Source organism: Niabella beijingensis (assembly GCF_020034665.1).
Taxonomy (GTDB): domain Bacteria; phylum Bacteroidota; class Bacteroidia; order Chitinophagales; family Chitinophagaceae; genus Niabella; species Niabella beijingensis.
The window spans coordinates 2,941,557-2,963,274 of record NZ_JAIQDI010000001.1 but is presented as its reverse complement, the minus strand read 5'-3'; the positions used below and the strand labels follow the sequence as shown (position 1 = coordinate 2,963,274).

Annotated in this window: 15 protein-coding genes; 6 read left to right on the top strand and 9 right to left on the bottom strand. The window is 46.5% G+C overall.

The window, feature by feature from the left end; genetic code table 11:
• Nucleotides 1-4: 4 nt before the first annotated feature.
• From K7B07_RS12400 to K7B07_RS12380, 5 genes are all read right to left on the bottom strand, one after another.
• Nucleotides 5-3,334, bottom strand: a complete 3,330-nt coding sequence (locus K7B07_RS12400) for a SusC/RagA family TonB-linked outer membrane protein (RefSeq protein WP_223710043.1) — start codon at nucleotides 3,332-3,334, stop codon at nucleotides 5-7.
• A gap of 310 nt (nucleotides 3,335-3,644) precedes the next feature.
• Nucleotides 3,645-4,850, bottom strand: coding sequence for an ROK family protein (locus K7B07_RS12395; protein WP_223710041.1), 1,206 nt, complete (start codon nucleotides 4,848-4,850; stop codon nucleotides 3,645-3,647).
• A gap of 178 nt (nucleotides 4,851-5,028) precedes the next feature.
• Complete coding sequence (locus K7B07_RS12390; RefSeq protein ID WP_223710040.1) at nucleotides 5,029-6,678, bottom strand: SusD/RagB family nutrient-binding outer membrane lipoprotein; 1,650 nt, start codon at nucleotides 6,676-6,678, stop codon at nucleotides 5,029-5,031.
• Between the two features lie 39 nt (nucleotides 6,679-6,717).
• Entirely contained in the window at nucleotides 6,718-10,167 is a 3,450-nt protein-coding gene (locus K7B07_RS12385) for a SusC/RagA family TonB-linked outer membrane protein (RefSeq protein WP_223710038.1), read from the bottom strand.
• A gap of 28 nt (nucleotides 10,168-10,195) precedes the next feature.
• Entirely contained in the window at nucleotides 10,196-11,419 is a 1,224-nt protein-coding gene (locus K7B07_RS12380; RefSeq protein ID WP_223710036.1) for an ROK family protein, read from the bottom strand.
• 210 nt (nucleotides 11,420-11,629) lie between these two features.
• Here K7B07_RS12380 and K7B07_RS12375 point away from each other — a divergent pair, with 210 nt between their 5' ends.
• The gene (locus K7B07_RS12375; protein WP_223710034.1) at nucleotides 11,630-12,859 is read left to right on the top strand and encodes a TCR/Tet family MFS transporter; all 1,230 of its coding nucleotides are present in this window, start codon (nucleotides 11,630-11,632) and stop codon (nucleotides 12,857-12,859) included.
• Here K7B07_RS12375 and K7B07_RS12370 read toward each other — a convergent pair.
• Nucleotides 12,846-13,205 (bottom strand): arsenate reductase family protein, encoded by a 360-nt coding sequence (locus K7B07_RS12370; protein ID WP_223710033.1) that lies wholly within the window; start codon nucleotides 13,203-13,205, stop codon nucleotides 12,846-12,848. The two genes, K7B07_RS12375 and K7B07_RS12370, sit on opposite strands and share 14 nt — an antisense overlap.
• Before the next feature lie 209 nt (nucleotides 13,206-13,414).
• On the opposite strand from K7B07_RS12370, the gene K7B07_RS12365 reads away from it, so the two are divergent.
• The 4 genes from K7B07_RS12365 (at nucleotide 13,415) to K7B07_RS12350 (ending at nucleotide 16,096) form a co-directional block, all read left to right on the top strand.
• Nucleotides 13,415-14,011 (top strand): NifU family protein, encoded by a 597-nt coding sequence (locus tag K7B07_RS12365; RefSeq protein ID WP_223710031.1) that lies wholly within the window; start codon nucleotides 13,415-13,417, stop codon nucleotides 14,009-14,011.
• Between the two features lie 53 nt (nucleotides 14,012-14,064).
• Nucleotides 14,065-14,673, top strand: coding sequence for a M23 family metallopeptidase (locus K7B07_RS12360; protein ID WP_276225266.1), 609 nt, complete (start codon nucleotides 14,065-14,067; stop codon nucleotides 14,671-14,673).
• 45 nt (nucleotides 14,674-14,718) lie between these two features.
• Nucleotides 14,719-15,255 carry an AAA family ATPase gene (locus K7B07_RS12355; protein ID WP_223710029.1) on the top strand — a complete coding sequence of 179 codons (537 nt, stop codon included), beginning with the start codon at nucleotides 14,719-14,721 and terminating at the stop codon, nucleotides 15,253-15,255.
• A 67-nt stretch (nucleotides 15,256-15,322) separates the two neighbouring features.
• Nucleotides 15,323-16,096 (top strand): M48 family metallopeptidase, encoded by a 774-nt coding sequence (locus K7B07_RS12350; protein ID WP_223710027.1) that lies wholly within the window; start codon nucleotides 15,323-15,325, stop codon nucleotides 16,094-16,096.
• A 355-nt stretch (nucleotides 16,097-16,451) separates the two neighbouring features.
• On the opposite strand, the gene pdxA is transcribed toward K7B07_RS12350, so the two are convergent.
• Complete coding sequence (gene pdxA, locus K7B07_RS12345) at nucleotides 16,452-17,537, bottom strand: 4-hydroxythreonine-4-phosphate dehydrogenase PdxA (RefSeq protein ID WP_223710025.1); 1,086 nt, start codon at nucleotides 17,535-17,537, stop codon at nucleotides 16,452-16,454.
• Between the two features lie 106 nt (nucleotides 17,538-17,643).
• Nucleotides 17,644-18,126, bottom strand: a complete 483-nt coding sequence (locus tag K7B07_RS12340; protein WP_223710024.1) for a YcxB family protein — start codon at nucleotides 18,124-18,126, stop codon at nucleotides 17,644-17,646.
• Between the two features lie 158 nt (nucleotides 18,127-18,284).
• On the opposite strand from K7B07_RS12340, the gene K7B07_RS12335 reads away from it, so the two are divergent.
• Complete coding sequence (locus K7B07_RS12335; protein WP_223710022.1) at nucleotides 18,285-18,725, top strand: DUF1572 family protein; 441 nt, start codon at nucleotides 18,285-18,287, stop codon at nucleotides 18,723-18,725.
• 49 nt (nucleotides 18,726-18,774) lie between these two features.
• On the opposite strand, the gene carB is transcribed toward K7B07_RS12335, so the two are convergent.
• On the bottom strand, nucleotides 18,775-21,633 hold the full coding sequence (gene carB / locus K7B07_RS12330; protein WP_223710021.1) for a carbamoyl-phosphate synthase large subunit: 2,859 nt from the start codon (nucleotides 21,631-21,633) through the stop codon (nucleotides 18,775-18,777).
• Between the last annotated feature and the right edge of the window lie 85 nt (nucleotides 21,634-21,718).

Here is a 21,718-nt window from a genome sequence, read left to right as displayed (position 1 = left end):
TTGATTAAAAGCTGACATTAACGCCGAAAGAATACGAGCGAATGGATGGGTAAAAGGAATTTTCAATATACCCCTGAGCTCCGAGCGCACCTTCCGGATCAATATTCGGAACTGTTTTATAAATGTATCCGAGATTTCGGGCAGCAGCCGTAAGTGTCAATTTTTGCAACCCCACACGCTGCACCAGTCTTACTGGTAATGTATATTGCAAAGCCAACTCTCTGATTTTTATATAATCATTTTTAAATAACCGGTCTGGAGGCCAGGAAGTGCTTAGATCATTAACATAGGTCTGATAATAATTAGGTGCAGCAACGATAATATCATTTTTCGCGTAGGTTGTCTGTCCTCCGCTTGCAATCTCTTTTACGCCATCAAGTATAATTCCATCATGATACACAACTCCATTCCTTGCATTAGACGGTGCCGGTTTATTATGTTCCCATTGTACTTTGTTCCCATTGTCCTTGTCGATATAGTAGGCAACACCCCCATGCTCTTCGTCTCTTCCTGGCAGGCTGGCTTTGATGACTCCGGTACCCATCAAGTAATTATTTGTATAAGAGAAAATCGTACCCCCGAACTTGTAATCCAACCCAAAATGCAGGTTAAATCCCTTTAGGAAGAAATCGCTGTATAACCCTCCAAACATTTTAGGGTTCACATTCTTACCGGTATAGGTAACCTGATCTTCCAGTTTATATAACCCATTACTACCAACAACTTTATTGCCATTCGGATCTCTCTGATAATCATACGCCTTTATTTCTCCGATTCTTTTTCCTTCTTCAGCAAAAACCTGGAATCCGGAATTCCCATCAATATATTTCTGTTTGATCCCCGGATACAATTTTAATACCTTCGAAAGTTGATTGGCCCCTGTAAATGTCACCTCCCATCTGTATTTTTCTGTTACCAGCGGGGCTGCTTTTATAAACAGTTCATACCCCCAGTTTTTCAGATTTCCAGTATTGATCTTAGCAGTTTTATAACCAGTTGCCTCTGACAGAGGTTGAGAAACGATCTGATTGTAGGTATTATTAGTATAGAAGGAGAAATCAACTTCTAACCTGTTTTGTTCAAACCATCGGGTATTAAAACCAACTTCAAATTCCCTTTTTCTAAAAGGCTTGATCATTTCAAGAAACAAAGAACTTGGAGGTGTTACCACCACGGGACCATAAGAATAAGGTAACTGACTTACACTAAAGGAATTATTCGCAAAATATCGGTCACCTGTTGCTGTACTGGGTCCTCCACCCACATCTGCCCAGGCGAATCTCAATTTACCATACTTCAATTTGGGCAATGTAAAATCATTTGTAAAATTCCAGGTGAGCGAGAGCCCGGGATAGAAGTAAGAATTGTTTGGAGATTGCAGAGTCGAATTCCAGTCGTTTCGAGCTTGTGCTTCAAGATAATAGGTGCTTTTATATGATAATGTAGCAGATCCCAAAACACTGTATAAAACATCCGATCCCCTTGTCATTCCTAATACCTGGCTCATCCCGCCTGCTGTTGGCCATCCCCTGATATCTGCATTGGCCATAGAAAACCAATCAGGATAAATGAGTCCCATATTCCCGGTAGAAACATAGCTATTATTAGCAGTAATTTTCTGATACGCCCCTCCGCCGTAGAAGAAAAAGTTCAGATCATTATTAAAGTCTTTTTCATACTTTAATAATCCCTGATAATTTTGAACTGTCGTATTACGTTTTGTCCAGCTATATTTGCCTCCGGTTCTGGTCGGAGACATTCTTGTTATCTTGTTTTCCGTAATAAAGTCTGTATTCGTATAGTCAATAGAAGCTTGTCCAATAAACGAAAACTCTTTAGTAAATTGCAATGTTGACTTAACGGCACTTACCAGGTGAAATTTATTGTCCTTATCCAGGTTGTCATTTTGCTCCCACAATATATTTGCAATAGCATTTGGCCAGTAACCTGGTGAACTTCCGGCCAATCCGTAAGGGTCCAGATCTTTCCGGAAGCCATCAGCGTCATGATAAAAACTTCTCATCCAATTGTAATCATAATCTCTGTTCAATCCTGTTGCAACCAACTGTTGGATATTAGGACGACGATTCCTCGTATTTACTGTATAGAGATTATTGATGAACTCAAATGTTGCAAATGGCGATACTTTAAAGTTACCATTAAAACTGAATGAATTTTGCTTCTGTGTAAAGCCGTCTAATATATCCTCATAGTTATTTCTTGTGTAAGAAGCCCGAACACTTCCCATACTACCTCCCCCTGCGACAGCGACATTTGTGCGATTATTGATCGCGGTCCGGAAAAAATCAATAAAATTATTAGGTTGCGCTGCATAGGACCCCATCGTACTGTCGTAAAGCATTATTGGGCTACCATCAAATTTAGGCCCGAAGCTGAACCTGCTTAATGGTAATTTTCTTACCTGCTTGCCATTTAAGGTCGCGTATTGAATTGCAGTTATGCTGTCCCCTGAACCATATTCATTCTGAAAATCGATAAAGGTAAATGGTTTGTCTATCGTGATTTGGTGAGATAATTGTACACCCAGACCTCTTGTTTTTCTTCCGGCCTTTGTCGTTATAAGTACTACCCCGTTTAATGCCTGGCTACCATATAGTACTGTGGCCTTTGCCCCTTTTAATATTTCAATAGACTCTATATCATCGGAGTTGATATCATTGATTCCAGATCCATAGTCAAAGGAATTTAAGGGATCGTATCCTCTGCTGTCCATTGATGTCTTCTCATCATACATAGGCACACCGTCCACAACAAATAAAGGTCTTGTATTCGTCCCTGATTCTAGTCCGGCAGCACCTCTTATCCGAACGTTAACTCCCGCTGTTGGACCACCAGAGCCTATATTAACCCCAACACCTGCAGCCTTACCATATAAAGCAAGAAAGGGGTTTTGCGTTGCTCCCGCCTTCAGCAGCTCATCTCCGTTAATTGTTGATGTAGCGTATCCCAATGATCGCTTTTCCCGCTTTATACCCAATGCTGTAACTACCACCTCATCCTCTGATTTTCCACCTGTATCGTCTAATGCAATGTTTAAAGAACTTTCGGTGGTCACTTTTACATTCTTACTTATAAACCCTACAGATGATACTTCTAATACAGCATTATTGCTTGTAACTTCAATGCTGTAATTCCCCTGTTCATCAGTGAGTGTTGCTTTGTCTGCACCCTTGATCGATACAGTAGCACCCGGCACCGGCTTGCCTTCGCTGTCGGTAATTACCCCGGTAATGGTACGTTTTACCTGGGCAAGCAGCGTTGTGCTACTGAGCAGCAACGCAATCAATACAATGAATACTTTTGTTCGGTTCATTTTTTCTCATTTAAATAATTAAAAAATTTTGGCTTGGTGGATTATCTGAACAATAACGATCTGTTCCCGCCGTAACCGGTGGGCACATTTCTCATGAATACGGAGTCCTGCTGGCAGGATTTAGCCATTGCCTTTAGCAACAGGGATTGTTTTCATTCGCGAAAAGGATACTAGGGTTCTGTACTGACCATGCAACACCCTCAGCTCCTGAAAAGAACTGTTGCGCAGGCCTGCATTTAATCAGATATTGACCAAGAAGATACTTTTGCCTGGTTCATTCTTTCTCATTTAATCATTAAAAAATCCTGGTTTATAAAACAGCCATTTTATGCTTTTCTTTCATTCTGGCCTGGTTTTCGAGTACCAACGCAGCAGCACCTACCAGTTCGGCTTTGTGCCCTAATGTGGACATTTTAACCAGCGTATTACCCACCAGTCGTGGTATGCAATGTTCGGCAAGTGCCTGAAGGACGGGTGCCTGCCACAAACGGCCGGCCTGCGAACCGCGACCACTCAATACGATCAGATCCGGGTTGAACAGATGGATCAGCACCGCAACACCACGACCTATATCATATCCCGCCCCTGTCAGCAACCTCACCACATACTCATCGCCCTGCTGGGCCGCCTTTACAATCGCCTGCCAGTCCCTCTCCATCGAACCCGTGCGGAAGTCCTTCTTCAGAAAAGCCGACGATGCCCTCTTTTTCAATCCCTGCTCCGCCTTATCTATGAGCACCTTTAATGAAGTCTCCGTCTCCAGACAACCCCGCTTGCCACAGGAACAAACTTTGTTGTTATCAAAAAAAGGAATGTGGCTGAACTCTCCCGCAAAACCATTACCACCCCGGTACAGCTGGTTGTTCAGGATCAATCCCAAACCAATACCCCAGCCGATATTCACCACCATCGCATTCCCAACACCCATGGCCGCTCCAAAATGCTGCTCCGCAAGGGCGATGATACTGGAATCATTATCGATATAAACCGGAACATCCAGCTCTTTTTGCAGGTAACCGGAGATGCTGTTATCATCAACAGAAACAAAAGAATAATTGATCCCTTTTTGCGGATCTATAAAACCCGGCATCCCGATACCCACACCAAGCACTTTCTTTTTTGAGATCTTCGCTTTCTTTATCGCGCCTTCAATCAATACTTTTAAATGCAGCAACACTTCCGGGTTATCAGCCAGTTTCAGCTCCTCCTGCAACAGCGGCATTACCGGTTTATTGTCAAAATCCATCACCGCCACACGCGTCACCATCTGGTCCATTGCCACTGCTATGATGTACATCGCTTCCGGCTTTACCGAATACATTACCGGCCGGCGACCTCCATTGGAGGGTGCCAGCCCATCTTCCACCACTACACCTTCTTTTGCCAGGTCGCTTAATAGCTGGGTGGTAAACGGAATGCTTTTACCGATCCGGGTACTCAACTCTGCACAGGAAAGAGAGCCCGCATAATAAAACTCTCTTAAGACCAACTTTTTATAGTGAATTTTCTTTTGCATAGCAACATTGTTAATGCAAATTTAACAAACTTATTAAATAAATTAAAAAGTTTGTTAAAAAAAATTTATTACGCAATAACCGTTACACGTAGAAAATGCTTTAAAACAAAAAACCAGACACAACGTTTAAAAAAGGGCCCAGATTTGGGCCCTTTGTTTCCCTAGAGTACGACATCTATTACGGCATCCAATATACTTTCTTTGTAGCCTGGGCATCCGGGGTTTCGCCGTTGGTCACCTTCATCCAATTATCCCGGTTATTTACTTCTTCATCATTGGGATAGGGCAATTTGTTAAACACTTGTGGTGCATATACTGCATCTTTAGGAGTAAGCCCTGTTCTGCGTACAATAGCCCAGGCCTCCGGCTGTTCCCAAAGGGCAGCCAGCCACGCCTGCGTAATGATCTTCCTGAGATTTCCAACATTATCGCCCGCTTTCAATGCTACTTTAGGATGAGCCAGAAAATTCGAAATAGCAGCTGCGGCCAGTACCGGTTTCGAAGAAGGCCATATGCCACCGGTGGTCGTCTTCACATAGGTGTACCAGAAATTAACCGATGCCGTCAATCCGGCCCTGTATTCCTGGTTGGCCTTTCCAAAATCAGCTGATACGCCCATACCGCGCGCATAGATCTCCGCCTTCAGTAAATGCACGTCCGCCCCGGATATAATAATGTAAGGCAATGCAGTATGATCTCTTACCAGGTAAAAGTTAAACCCGGAAAATTTATTATCCTTCAATGTATTGGGCTCCGCCGGTGCATTCGTACCGGTATTTGGATAAAGAGAACTGGACCCTTCTGCCACCGACTTGTCCTGCGGCTGTGGGACCCATTTTCCGGCATTGTTGGGCATAAACCAAACATAGGTACGGGGATCAAAGATACCGGAACCATTGTTGGCATTGGTGGATGACAGCTGGTTCCATACATTGCTGCTCAAACGGATATTGCTTACCGAAACCTCCCGGAAGGCATACCACAGGCGGTCGCCATAATCGGGATTCTGGGGGACGACGATCTGCGGATAGTTGCCGTAGTTATTTTGCCGCATGGCTTCCATATCTGCATAGGTGGTTGCATCGGGCAGCGGCTTATTCCCGTTCAGGATATCAGTAATGATGGTGCCCGCCAGCGCTGTTTCTTTTGAATAAAGCCGTACTGCATAGCGCAGACGCAATGCATTACCGAATTTTATCCAGGAAGTATAATTACTTGCCAGAAACGATTCACTGTTGCCGAGGGCTACCTGGCCGGTGGCTTCCGCACCGATTTTTATAGCATTTACAGAAGTTTCCAAATCAGCTAACACCGACTTATAAACTGATGCCTCATCATCATATTCCGGGCGATAGCTGGTGGCTCCATTTGTTGCTTCTGCTGCCTTGGAATAGGGAATGCTGCCATACCGATCCAGCATAGATAAGGTTTTAGATGCCATCAGGATGGTGGAGATGGATTTCAGATTGGTATAGGCGTCCGGACTGGTGCTTTCACTGATCAGTTTAATGATCAGCTTATAGTCCGCCAGGTCCTGGTAGTAATTGTTCCAGAAGCTGGAGATATAGTTGGTGTAAGGGGTCGTCACATTCTGCACACCCTGCTGGTTGGTGATCGGCATAAGCAAACCCGTATGCAGGGTATAATCCTCATTGGTGGCATTACGGGAAAGCTGGTTGAAAAGTGCCGCCGGAGATGCTGTATTAACAGTTACATCTTTGTAAGGAGCGTTGAGCTCTTCAAAGCCCTTTGTACAGGAGGTGGCCGTAAAAAACAAGGCAACCACTGTCAGTCTGCTTACAATCTTAGTAGTTATATTTTGTATCATGATCGTCATCTTTATTAAGTTAATAAATCCTTCCTTAAATCAGAATGCAGTTTTTATGGTAAACCCAAAAGAGCGGGTTTTGGGCATAGAAGCATATTCAATGCCCTGAATATTTCCGATACCGTTTACTCCTTCGGGGTTCAGTCCTTTGGGTATAGTGGTAAAGATGTAGAACAGATCGCGTCCATAAACCGAAAGATTCAGGTTCTGCAGGAATTTTGTCGCTTTTACAATGTGCGTTGGCACCTGATACGATAATGACAGCTCTCTTAACTTCATCCACGAATTTTCAAACACCGCTGCAGAGCGGGGTACACCGATGTGATTCCAGGCAGAATAAGTGCCGGCATAATACCAGAGATAATGTACCACATCGGTATTGGGTGTGCCATCCGCAAATACACCTCCGAAATTCACGCCTACGTTACCTGTTGTACCATCGGGATAGGTATAGGGCAAACCGCCGCCGTTACGTTCTTTCAGCGTTTCCTTTAAGGTGCCGCTTCCCATCGCTGCTGCGTAGGATCCAAAGTAAGTATCTCCGCCAATTTTCGCATCGGTCAGTACATACAGGGAAAAATTCTTGTACCGGAACGTGTTGGTAATACCACCGGTTACAAAAGGTTGTGAATTGCCAATAGGTACTTCATTGGGCGTTAATACCCATTGTGTACCAGCATAATAGGTTTGGCCGTTGGCCGTATATGTCAAGGGTTTCCCGTCGGTACCTTCAGCGCGCTTTACTACTTTTTGCCCGTTCAGATAGGTATAGTCCTTACCATATAATGTTCCGTAATATTCACCCACCTTTACCCGCTGGGAAATACCGGCACCACCAAAATAGTTACCAAGATTTAACTCATCAATACCATCTGCCAGCTCCAGTACTTTCGTTCTTGAATTGGCTGCATTCAAACCAATATTCCAGGAAAAGTTGTCGGTTTTCACTGGTGTGGCATTCAAGATAATTTCTATACCACTATTTCCCAGGGATCCGGTGTTAATAGAAATGGAGTTATACCCTGAAGTGTATGGCAGCGGGTTGTTCAGGATCTGGTTAAAGCTCTTCATCCAGTAAGCCGTAACATCCACTGTTAACCTGTTCTGAAGCATTCCCAGATTTAAGCCCACCTGAAATGCCCTGCTCCGGGCCGGTTTTACATCATCTATTTTCAGCGCCAGCGGCAGACTGGAAGCCAGATCCCCGTTATAAGTATTGCTCTCCAGCAGATTGTGGATGTAATAAGGGTCGGTATCACTTCCTGTTTCAGCATAAGAAAGCTTAAATTTTCCAAAGTCCAGCCAGGGCAGGTTTTCTTTTATTCCGCTGATACCATCCGAAAACACGTACGCCAGGTTTACAGAAGGATAAAAATAACTGTTATTGGCAGGAGGTAATGTACTCGACCAGTCATTGCGTGCGGTTGCCTCCAGAAACAATAAGTTCTTATAAGAAAGATTTAAAAAAGAGTAAACAGAGTTGATCTTCTTGGCATATTTTAATTCCTCCGCAGGATCGTTGGGCGGTGTGCCATTGTTCAGGGCGAAGATAAAGGGCTTTACAAACGGTGCCCTTGTAGCATTGCTGATACTTTTATCATTTCTGTAATAGCTTTCCCCTCCCACTGTGATGCTCGCATTAAAATTTTCGTTGAAAATACCCTCTTTATGTGCTCTTAAAAATGCGGTCAGTGTCCGGCTCTGGTTCCTTCCCATTGTCTCTTTATAAACACCGTCCGCCTTTCCCAGCACATCTGTGGGATAGGTAATAAAAGTAGCCGCATCATTCGAATTGTCTACCCCTCCCTGTGCAGTTACACTCAGAAAATCGGTCAGCTCTGCTGTAAGTTTTAAACTACCCAGAAACTGGTTCCGTGTAAAATCATTATTGTTCTTTAACAGACCCCAGTACTGGTTATTCAGGTATCCGGTATTATAAGGATAGGCCGGAACATCTGATCCTGGGTAGGTCCCGTTCCCGTCTGTAATGTTCATCCGTTCGCCGTTCGGGCCAAATGCCTGTGAAAAAGCCAGTTGCGGGTTATAATCACGTGCCATGGAATAAGTGGCAGCTGCCTGCCAGTTACTGCCGATCTGCGGTGCATTCAACCGGTAGAAGTTAACATAGCTGGAAGTTACCTCCCCCGATACTTTATTACTTACCTTAAACGTGGATCCCAGGTTAAATGTATTGGAATACATTTTACTGTTGATCATATTGGGCTTTGTATTATTTCTTGAGTAAGATACACGGAAGGTCGCTTTCTCCCCACCTCCGGAGACGGATACATTGTGTTGTGCAACCGAGCCATCCGGGAAAAATGCTTTCCAGTTATTGGGCTGTGCCGAATAAGGACGTAATACGCCGTCGTAATTCATGATCGGCTGATCGTCGAATCGCGGACCCCAGGAATAGCTGCCCGGATAGCTGAAGTACGTATAAAAATCGTACGCTTTGGGATAGGGCATCGGGCCATGAGAATTGTCTACATAATTATCTGCGGGATTGGTATTATTGCCGATCTGCATGCGTTGTCCTTTTGTATTGTACGGGAACCATTTCGACTGATCCGCCGTGGTCATACTGGCAACACCACCCTGACCGTACTCATTCTGGTAATCAAAAAGCTCCCAGGGCTTTGTTGCCCGGTAGGAGAAGCTGTAATCCACGCCCAATCCGGGTTTATCCCCTCCTTTTTTACGGGTGATAAGGATCACGCCATTCGCACCTCTTGCTCCATATAAGGCAGCGGCTTCAGGTCCTTTCAGTACTGTGATGTCTTGTATATCTTCCTGGTTGATGAGGTTCATACCGGTACCCCAATCGTTGTTTCCCGAAACATCTGCCCCCACAGCTCCCAGTACGGATTTACCATTGCCTCCGTTATTGTTATTGACATTGACCGGGTCATTATTGATCGCCACACCATCTACAATAATCAATGCGCGGTTGTCTCCTGTAAGTAATGTATTTCCTCTTACCACGATCCTGGAAGAAGCTCCATCAGCACCACCACCGGATTGAGAGATCTGCAAGCCGGCTACTTTACCCATCAGCCCCTGTGCTATGGTAGGGGCTTGCGCAATAGTAAGGTCGCTTCCCTTAACCGTCTGTGCGGAGTATCCCAGCGATCGGGCTTCCCGCTTAATTCCAAGGGCGGTCACCACTACTTCTTCTTCTGATTTACCTTCAGCCGTAGCAAGCGTAATATCTACAACTGCCTGGGCACCCACTGTTACCTCGCCGGGGGCAAACCCAACAGAAGATACTGAAAGAACAGCCTGATCGCTGTTTACCTGAATACTAAATTTCCCCTCGTCGTCGGTGGAAACAGCAGTTCCGGCGCCTTTTACAGCTACGGTGGCACCGGGAACGGGCTTCCCCTGAGCATCTTTTACGGTACCTGTAATGGTACGTGTCTGCGCCAATAAGCTGTAACAACTTATCAGCAGCAATACAACGGTTGCAATCAATTGTTTTTTCATCATACTTGCAATTTTTAAATAGTAAGAGATTTTATTGTAGTTGCCTCAGGGCAACGGTTTTGTTGTTTATAAGACGTCGCTCTGTTATCAGGTTTTCTGCTACCAATGCCGCTGCGCCAACCAATGCTGCCTGATATCCTATTTCCGATACCGTTACCATCGTATTCTTTGTCATCCTGGGAATGCAATGTTCGGCAAGTGCCTGAAGGACGGGGGCCTGCCACAAACGGCCGGCCTGCGAACCGCGACCACTCAGTACGATCAGATCCGGGTTGAACAGATGGATCAGCACCGCAACACCACGACCGATATCATATCCCGCCCCTGTCAGCAACCTCACCACATACTCATCGCCCTGCTGGGCCGCCTTTACAATCGCCTGCCAGTCCTTCTCGATGGAGTCCGTACGGAAATCCCTCTTCAGAAATGCTGATGTGGTCTTCCGTTTCAGCCCCTGGGCTGCTTTTTCGACAATCACTTTCAAAGAGGTTTCCGTTTCCAGGCATCCCCGTTTACCGCAGGAGCAGACCTTATTATTATCAAAAAAGGGAATATGGCTGAACTCTCCCGCGAAGCCATTACCACCCCGGTACAGCTGGTTGTTCAGGATCAACCCCAAACCAATACCCCAGCCGATATTCACCACCATGGCATCCGGAACGCCCATTGCGGCACCAAAATGCTGCTCCGCCAGGGCGATGATACTGGAGTCATTGTCGATATAGGCCGGTATGTCCAGTTCCTTTTGCAGGTAACCGGAAATACTGCTGTCTTCTGTTGAAACAAAGGAATAATTAATCCCTTTCTGCGGATCTATAAAACCCGGCATCCCGATACCCACACCAAGCACTTTCTTTTTTGAGATCTTTGCTTTCTTTATCGCGCCTTCAATCAATACTTTTAAATGTAGCAACACTTCCGGGTTATCGGTCAGTTTCAGCTCCTCCTGCAACAGCGGCATTACCGGTTTATTGTCAAAATCCATCACCGCCACACGCGTCACCATCTGATCCATTGCCACTGCTATGATGTACATCGCTTCCGGCTTTACCGAATACATTACCGGCCGGCGACCTCCATTGGAGGGTGCCAGCCCATCCTCCACCACTACACCTTCTTTTGCCAGGTCGCTTAATAGCTGGGTGGTAAACGGAATGCTTTTACCGATCCGGGTACTCAACTCTGCACAGGAAAGAGAACCCACATAATAAAACTCCCTTAAGACCAATCGCTTATAGTGTACCCTTTTTTGCATAGCTAATCGTTAATACAAATTTAATAAACTTATTAAAATAATTAAAAAGTTTATTAAAAAAAATTTATTTAGTTTTTGAAAATTCTTTTATGTGAACCGGAAAAATTACTCATCTTTGCTGCCCTTTTTTTGAACCGGGATCAGCAATAAAAAGTGCGCCTTTCTTTTATTACGATCCCTGTTCTCCGCCAAACCATTAAACAAATCAAAATGAAACAGCCGCGCAGTGCCGCCATTGGTTTTATATTCATCACCATGACCATCGATGTGATCGGGTTTGGTCTGATCATTCCGGTAATGCCGAAACTGATCGCCGAACTGAAGCATATTTCCGTAAACGAAGCCAGCCTCTGGGGCGGGTATCTTATTACGACCTATGCGCTGATGCAGTTCCTGTTCTCCCCGCTGCTGGGTAATTTAAGCGACCGGTACGGACGCCGTCCGGTTATCTTAATGTCGCTCCTGGGATTTTGTATCGACTACCTGATCCTGGCATTCGCTCACAACTACCTGTTACTTGTGGTAGGGCGGGTGCTTTCCGGCATAACCGGTGCCAGCTTTACTGCAGCTACTGCATACATCGCAGATATCAGCACCAATGAGAATCGCGCCAAAAATTTCGGACTGATCGGGGCGGCTTTTGGCCTGGGCTTTATCATCGGACCGGCATTGGGAGGATTATTGTCTGTATGGGGCATCAGGGCGCCGTTCTTCGCTGCCGCAGGACTGTGTTTTGTAAACTTCCTTTACGGTTACTTTGTGCTGCCCGAATCGCTGAAACCGGAAAACCGGAGACCGTTCAGCTGGGCCAAGGCAAACCCCGTGGGATCGCTGCTCCTGTTTTTAAAATATCCTGCCATCCTTGAACTCGTAGTGTGCTTTTTCTTTGTATTCCTCGGGGGGCACGCGGTTCAAAGCAACTGGAGCTTCTTCACCATGGACCAGTTCCGGTGGTCTGAAAAAGAAGTGGGCATTTCGCTCGCTATTGTGGGTGTACTTGTCGGGGTTGTTCAGGGGGGTCTGATCCGCTATACCAGCCCGAAACTGGGAAATGAAAAAAGCGCTTATACGGGACTGTTCCTGTATGCGCTTGGCATGATCCTTTTTGCCTTTGCATCGCAGGGCTGGATGATGTACGCCTTCCTGGTTCCTTATTGCATGGGAGGGATCGCAGGACCCGCATTACAGTCCATTATCTCTGAGCAGGTGCCCTCCAATGAACAGGGTGCCTTGCAGGGGGGCTTAAACAGTGTGATGAGTTTAACCTCGATATTCGGACCACTCATCATGACGGGTTTGTTCTATTATTTTAGTCATGATAAAGCCCCGGTTTATTTTCCGGGTGCGCCTTTTGCACTGGGTACCGCACTGATGCTTGTCAGCGCTGTTATCGCGTATTATGTATTGCACATAAAAAAGAAGAGAGCTATCGCTTCGTAACGGCGGTCAACGCTTCTATGTTCTTCTTTTCGCTGCCGATAAAGATCTTGTCGCCGATGACCACCACCGGGCGCTTTAGAAATGTATCGTGTTTTAAAATGTAATCGCGGTAATCTTCTTCTGTAAGCTTTTTGTCCTTTAAGCCCAGCTCTTTGTATAAAAGAGCGCGGCGGCTGAAGAGGGTCTCATAGCTGCCCGCCATTTTTTTCATTTCCGCCAGTTGGGCGGGCGTGATCTTTTCGGTACGGATATCCTGTAACTCAAATCCGCTTGCGGTGCTGATACCGGCATCCTCCATAATCTTTTTACAGGTATCACAGGTTCCAAGGTAATAGATCTTCTTCATTGTTTTTATTTTCAGGATATAATCCACCCGGAAATCATATCCGGTTAATTTCCAATATTTTATACTTCTGACTTTCGAAACCCGCGGGCGCCGGATGTTCTAACCCCGGGGCCACTGTTCAAAATCACTGCAATATATCCGTTCCGGATCACTCTTTTCAACCAATACGGTCAAATATTGTTAAATTTGTAAATTAATAGCAGAATATCATGATAAAAACAGGCAATCCCGTGATTAGTATTTATACAGAAATGACACCGAACCCGGAAACGATGAAATTTGTGGCCAATAAATTATTGTACCCGGGCAAAAGCATCGATTTCCCGGACGCAGAAGCTGCAAAACCCTCTCCCCTGGCTACGGAATTATTTGGTTTTCCTTTTATTAAGGCGGTATTTATTGCCAGCAATTTTGTAACACTCACAAAAACTGCAGATGCGGAATGGCAGGATGTTACCCCTTCCATCCGTCAGTTCCTGAAGGATTACCTGGAAGAAGGAAAAGTGGTGATCAATGAAGATGAAGTCGTTACCGTTAAAAAAGAAAGCAGCAATGAAGTTGCGGCAGATGATGATGATGTGGTAAAACGGATCAAAGAGCTGCTGGAAAATTATGTAAAGCCTGCTGTGGAAATGGATGGCGGGGCGATCCAGTTCCGGAGCTACAATGAAGGTGTGGTAAACCTGATGATGCAGGGAAGCTGCAGCGGCTGTCCTTCTTCTATGATCACATTGAAGGCGGGCATTGAAGGAATGATGAAACGTATGATCCCTGAGGTAAAGGAAGTAGTGGCTGAGGCCGAATAATGGATCAGAATCAATACATTTGTTAGCGTCACCAATAGGGTGGCGCTTTTTTAATGCGCTTTATCTGTTTCATATCCATCAGCATCACTGTATTGGTTACGGGTTGCGGCTATATGAATAATCCCCTGCGCCGGGAGACGCACCGGCTGCAACGGGGCAGGATCATCGACACCAGTTCATTTGTTTATGACCTGCCCTATCCCAAAGGCACTTCACGAACGCTGGTACAGGGTTATTTTACCCAGTTCACGCATAAACGCAGGGCTGCACTGGATTTTAAAATGCCGATCGGATCGCCTGTATGTGCAGCAAGAGAAGGTGTTGTGGTGCGCACAAAGGAGGATGGCGACCAGGGAGGCATCCGCAAATCGAACCGCCCTCATGCCAACTATGTGGTGATCCAGCACGCCGACAGCTCCCGTGCAGGATACTGGCACCTGAAAAAAGAAAGTGTACTGGTAAACGTGGGGGATACGGTAAAAAAGGGACAGCTTATTGCTTACAGCGGAAATACAGGGTACACGTATTTTCCCCATCTGCATTTTATTGTATGGACCTTCGACCGCAACGGCCGGTTCAAACAGATGCCCACCCGTTTCCACACGAAAAAGGGCGCCAGATACCTGCGTGCCATACGCAGGTACCGGAATCCCCCGGAGTAGCCCGGTATTTTAAATCACCAGCCCGTTTGTTAATATAAAGATATCATGCTGAAAAAAATTGTGATCATAGGACCTGAAAGCACCGGTAAAAGCAATTTGTGTGCAGCACTGGCGCAGCACTATCACACCGGCTGGTGCCCCGAGTACGCACGTAGCTATCTTATCGAGAACGGAAAAGAATATAACTACGAAGATCTGCTTGTCATCGCCAAAGGCCAGCTGGCACTGGAGGACGAGCACAGCAGCCGGCTTCAACGTGCCGGTACATCCCCGCTTTTTATCGACACGGATATGTATGTAATGAAAGTATGGTGCGAATTCGTTTTTAATAAATGCCATACTTTTATCCTGGATGCAATCGCTTCCCGCCGGTACGACCTCTACCTGCTTTGCAATACCGATCTTCCCTGGGTACAGGATGAATTGAGGGAATACCCCGACCCGGAGACGCGGGATGAGCTGTTCCGGATCTACAGAGCCCTCCTGATCGATCAGGCCACCCCCTGGGTGGAGATCAGGGGATCGGGCACCGGGCGGCTGCAGGCTGCTGTAACGGCAGTAAATCAACTGCTAAATTCCTGATTTCGTAACACTGCTTTAACAAAAACCACTTAGCTTTGGCGCATCATTTATAATTAAACCGAAAAACATGAAGAAAGTAGTTTTATCACTCGCTATCCTTTCCACACTGAGCACCACCTCTTTTGCTCAATTCAAACTTAACTCAAAAACCATCGGCGCTGCGGAAAAAGGCGTAAAAGCTGCCACTTTCAGTGATGCTGATGCCGCCAAACTGGCCAAACAGGCTGTAGACTGGATGGACGAAAACAATCCGGTAGCCAAAGAGGATGATCCGTATGCGATCCGTCTGAACAAGATCTTCGCCAAGCATAAAAGCGAGGACGGGCTGAACCTGAATTACAAGGTATATATGGTTAAAGACATCAATGCCTTTGCCTGTGCAGATGGCAGCATCCGTGTATTTGCTGCATTAATGGACCTGATGACCGATGAAGAGATCCTTTCCGTGATCGGGCATGAGATAGGACATGTAAAAAATAAAGACACAAGAGATGCCATCCGGGCAGCGTACAAAAGAGCGGCCATCACCGATGCAGCGGCTTCCCAGTCCGGAGCTGTAGCCCAGCTCAGTGAAAGCCAGCTGGGGCAGTTTGCCAGCGCAATCCTTGAATCCAAATACAGCCGTAAGCAGGAATCGGAAGCAGATGATTATGGCTATGAATTCCTGAAAAGAAACGGGTACAATGTGATGTCCATGGCCGGCGCATTTAACAAACTGGCCGATTTAAGCAGCGGGGCCAAGGCCAGCAACACCGAAAAAATGCTGAGCAGCCACCCGGATAGTAAGGACCGCGCTGCCAAAGTGGAAGAAAAAGCAAAAAAAGACGGATTATATAAATAACCGCCTCCTTATTCTATAGAAAAGCGGCCCCTGAGGCCGCTTTTTTAATGCGCCTGGATCCGTAAAAAAACACCCAAATGATCAAAAAATCACCAGCAAATTTTATTTCACCTTTTTTTCTCCCGCTTCCGGCTTAAAAATCGGGGCATTCATCGAATAAATTTAAAACTCATATTTAAGCATACTACTTTTATGTCGGTTTAGAGGGCTTAAGAGTGGGCTACCGGATCTTTCCAGGTCATCGTATCCCCTCTTATTTTTTTATACCCCTTTCTAATTGTTAATCAGCCTTATACGCAAAAAATCCTGCCGGCAATACCAACAGGATCTTCTTATTTCAGCTTATTTAAAATAGTTATTCCTCTATTTTTTCATCCTCCAGCCGGGAAACCACATCCGGCGAAACCTTACGAAGCGGATTAACGCGTTGCTCCCCGTATTCCGCACGCTGGCTGATGATATCGGCGCAGGAGTAGACTGCCTGTAAAAATGATCCCGCATCTGCCCGGCCCTTACCCGCAATATCAAATGCCACCCCGTGATCCGGTGAAGTGCGGACAATCTCCAGTCCGGCTGTATAATTGATCCCTTCCCCCTGTGCCAGTGATTTAAAAGGGATCAGCCCCTGATCATGGTACATGGCCAGCACCGCATCAAATTTTTCATGTTGGCCCCTGGCAAAAAAGGCATCCGCACTATAAGGGCCGAAAGCCAGTATATTGTTATTGCGTGCCTGCTTTACTGCCGGCGCAATGATCGTTTGTTCCTCATTGCCCACCAACCCTTCATCCCCTGCGTGCGGGTTCAGTCCCAATACCGCGATACGTGGCTTACTGATGCCAAAATCCCGTTGCAGACTGCTGTGTATGATCGCAAGTTTACTTAAAATAGCTGCAGCAGTAATGTTTTGAGCTACCTCACTGATGGGAACATGTTCTGTTACCAGCGCCACGCGCATGTTTTCAGCGCACATCATCATCACCACATCTTTGGCATTAAAGCTGGTTTTGAGGTAAGGTGTATGTCCGGTATAGGAAAACTGCTCCGACTGTACATTGGTCTTGTGGATGGGAGCGGTCACCAGTCCGTCGATACGCTTTTCCTTCAGCGCTTCCACGGCGGTTTCCAGGGATGTGACCGCGTAGCGTCCCCCGGTTTCATTTAGGGTACCCGGGGTTATATTCACCTCTTCCTCCCAGCAATTGAAAATGGTCACCTGCTTGGGGTTGATCTTGTCAAACTCACGGGTATGATAAAAACTGAAATTACTTTCAGGGATCGTTTTCCGGTAAAAATTCACCACCTTGTTGTTCGCAAAAATAACAGGCGTGCAGATATCCAGCAGGCGTGCATCTGAAAATGTTTTAACAATCAGCTCAATACCAATGCCATTCAAATCACCACTGGTAATACCGATAACCGGTTTTTGTTTATTTGTCATAAATTTGATCGCACTAATTAAGCTGTGAAAATACGATAAAATTCCCGGACATCCCGGCTGCTTACGGCTGACACGGATTACAAAACGAGTCTGTTCCTGTGCCCGGTCAGGATGCAACCGTCCGTACCCTGGATTTTATAAATGCCAGTTGTTCCGGGGTGAACAGTGACTTCAGAAGAAAATAGGCGCCCTGCCTGGTTTGGTAAAGTATCAAAAATACCGCCGTTTCCCTGCCGGCGATAAATCCATCCCATTTTATGAAGCCTTCTTCAAACCGGGTCTTCATGATCACGCGGTCTTCCAGAAAGGTCATTTCAGCAGGTGGTATCGGTTCTTTCTTAAAGGCACGGCGGGCCTTAAGGATCCTGTTCACCGGATTCTGAATAAAAAGAAGACCGATCAGGAAGAGGTATCCCGCGCGTTCCACGTCGAGATCTGTCCCGGAGTCGCAGACCACGACGGCCAGCACCCAGCAGATCAGACCAAAAATAAGATAGAGCAAGCCGGGAAGATGATTCAGGACAGCGGTGGTCACATAGGTGTTGTATGCTTTTTCCGGAACAATACTTTGAATCGTAAAGGGTTCCATTTTTATTTAAAAATAAGCAACTCCTCGTTTTTTGTCCGGCAGCAGCAGTTAAATATTTATTACTCCTCATTATTATTTTTATCCCCAACAATAGAAGTCACCAATGATCCGGTACCCGCAGTGGTTCCGATGCTGTAATTTACAGGGAAAATAATACGATGTTAAACAGTGTACTGGCTGATTTTTACGAGCGGGATCTCCGCCGGCTGCTGGAGGAGATCCATTTATTTAAAAGAGAAGAAGATCTGTGGAAATTATACGGATCGGTGAAAAACCCGGCAGGCAATCTTGCTCTTCATATTATTGGAGGGTCGAATTACCTTTTTGGTACTGTACTTGCTAAAACCGGTTATATCCGTGACCGTGATGCCGAATTTTCAGGGAAACATGTGGCCAGAACCCAGCTGGTAACAGAACTGGAAACACTGATCCCACTGATCACTCAAACAGTGCGCAAACTGGATATGGATGCGGAATACCCGATCGCTTTTGATGATGCGAAACGGCCCAATCATTATGTAATGGTGCAGCTGCTGGCGCATTTGAATTATCACCTGGGGCAGGTAAATTATTTGCGCCGCATGCTGGAACCGGCTTAAATGTCAAAGACCCGCTTTCGCGGGTCTTTGAATCATTATCTTTCCTGTATTATTTACTCAGGAACATGCTCCGGTCTTTATATAATTGTCTGAAATAAGGATCTTTCAGGTCTTTGATAAAGCGGATCGCTTCACCCGTGCTCTTCATTTCGGGGCCCAGCTCTTTGTTGACACCCGGAAATTTACTAAAGCTGAATACCGGTTCTTTGATCGCGTACCCCCTGAGCTTCTTTTCGAATTTGAAATCGGTCAGCTTGTTTGCCCCGATCATTACCTTGGTGGCAATGTTGAGATAAGGGATCTGGTACGCCTTGGCGATGAACGGTGTGGTACGGGAAGCACGCGGGTTGGCCTCGATTACATATACGGTTCCGTCTTTGATCGCGAACTGGATGTTGATCAGACCGCGGATGTCCAGTGCTTTTGCAATCTTCTCCGCGTAATGCTCCATGGTGGTCACTTCCATCGGAGTAAGATTGAAGGCCGGCAGTACCGCGTTACTGTCACCGCTATGAATACCTGCGGGTTCAATATGCTCCATTACCCCCATTACGTGAAAATTTTCTCCGTCATAGATTGCATCCACTTCTGCCTCCTGGCAACGGTCGAGGAAATGATCGATCAGGATCTTATTGCCCGGGATGTGTTTCAGCAGGCTGATCACCGCTCTTTCCACTTCATCATCATTCAGTACGATCCGCATCCGTTGCCCGCCCAATACATAGGAGGGACGCACCAGTACGGGATATCCCACCCGGTTGGCGATCTGCACCGCTTCATCAACCGTCCATGCGGCACCGTATTCCGGGTAAGGGATCTTTAATTCCTTCAGCATATCGCTGAACCGGCCGCGGTCTTCTGCGATATCCATATTGTCGAAGCTGGTGCCCATGATCTCCACACCCATATCCTTGATCTTCTCCGCCAGCTTCAGGGCGGTTTGCCCGCCGAGCTGTACGATCACTCCAGCAGGTTTTTCGTATTCGATCAGTTCCCGCACATGCTCCCAGTACACCGGCTCAAAATACAATTTATCCGCCATGTCGAAATCCGTACTCACTGTTTCGGGGTTACAGTTCATCATGATGGCTTCATAGCCGGCCTCTTTAATGGCCAGTAATCCGTGCACGCAGCAGTAGTCAAACTCAATGCCCTGGCCGATACGGTTGGGACCGCTGCCCAGTACAATGATCTTTTTCTTATCAGAAACGGTCGATTCATTATGCACCAGGTCGCCTGCGCTCAGGTCCGATTTGGCAGGTGCGTCAAAAGTGGAATAGAAATAAGGGGTTTTTGCTTCAAACTCTGCGCTGCAGGTATCCACCATTTTATAAACCCGGTTGATGCCCAGGTCTTTTCTGCGAGTGTATACGGCTTCTTCTGTATTTCCATGCCCCATGATCTCGGCGATCTGGGCATCGCTGAAGCCGTTCACCTTGGCGTCCCGCAGCAATTCTGCCGGCAGGGTTTCCAGGGTGTACTCCGCAATTTTCTTTTCCAGCACGCAAAGTTTCTGGATCTCGGAAAGGAACCAGCGGTCGATCCCGTTGGTCGCTTTTGAAATGGTGCCTACAGAAATACCCGCCATCAGGGCATCCTTGATGCGGAAAATACGATCCCATTTCGGTGTTTTGATGTATTCCAGCAACTCTTCCGCATGCATCATGCTTTTGCCATAATATCCCAGGCCGATGGCATTATTTTCCAGGCTCTGGCAGGCTTTCTGCACCGCTTCATTAAAACTGCGGCCAATGGCCATTACCTCGCCCACGCTTTTCATCTGCAGGCCAAGGGTATCGTTGGCCCCCTTAAATTTATCAAAGTTCCAGCGGGGGATCTTTACAATTACATAGTCCAGCGCCGGTTCAAAATAGGCCGAAGTGGTTTTGGTGATCTGGTTTTCCAGCTCATCCAGGTTATAGCCGATGGCCAGTTTGGCGGCGATCTTCGCAATGGGATAACCAGTGGCTTTTGAGGCAAGGGCCGAAGAGCGGCTTACCCGGGGATTGATCTCGATGGCAATGATCTCCTCGGTTTCGGGGTTCATGGCAAACTGCACATTACAACCTCCGGAAAAATTGCCGAGATCCCGCATCATACGGATGGCCGTATTCCGCATCAGTTGCATCCCGGTATCGCTCAGTGTCATGGAAGGTGCCACGGTAATGGAATCCCCCGTGTGCACACCCATCGGGTCAAAATTTTCTACGGTACAAATGATACATACATTATTGGCAGAATCCCTCAACAGCTCCAGCTCAAACTCCTTCCAGCCCAGCACTGCTTTTTCCACCAGCACTTCATGAATGGGGGAAGCCTGTAACCCCCGGTTCAGCGCTTCATCCAGCTCATCTTTATCATGTACAAAGCCGCCACCGGTGCCTCCCAGTGTAAAAGAAGGGCGGATCACCAGCGGGAACCCGATCTCCTGGGCAAATTCTTTACCTTCCAGGAAGGAGTTGGCCGTTTTTGCCGTGGCTACCTGGATGCCCAGTTCGATCATCCACTGGCGGAACAATTCCCGGTCCTCTGCTTTATCGATCGCTTTGATGTCCACTCCGATCAGCCGCACATTGTATTCTTTCCACAGGCCCAGCTCTTCGGCTTCCTTACAAAGATTCAGCGCTGTCTGACCTCCCATTGTAGGTAATACCGCATCAATCTCATTTTCTTGCAGGATCTGTTCTATACTTTCTGTGGTCAGCGGCAACAGGTATACACGGTCTGCCATCATCGGATCGGTCATAATGGTGGCAGGGTTGCTGTTGACCAGGATCACTTTTATCCCTTCTTCCCGCAGACTGCGGGCCGCCTGGGTGCCGGAGTAGTCAAATTCACAAGCCTGGCCGATCACAATGGGGCCGGAACCAATAATCAATACCGTTTTAATGGAAGTATCTTTGGGCATCTTTTAGTTTTCTTTAAAAAAAATAAATTGCGCAAAGGTATGCCTAAAACAGGAAAAAGAAGGCGTAAATAATGAAGAATTTCCT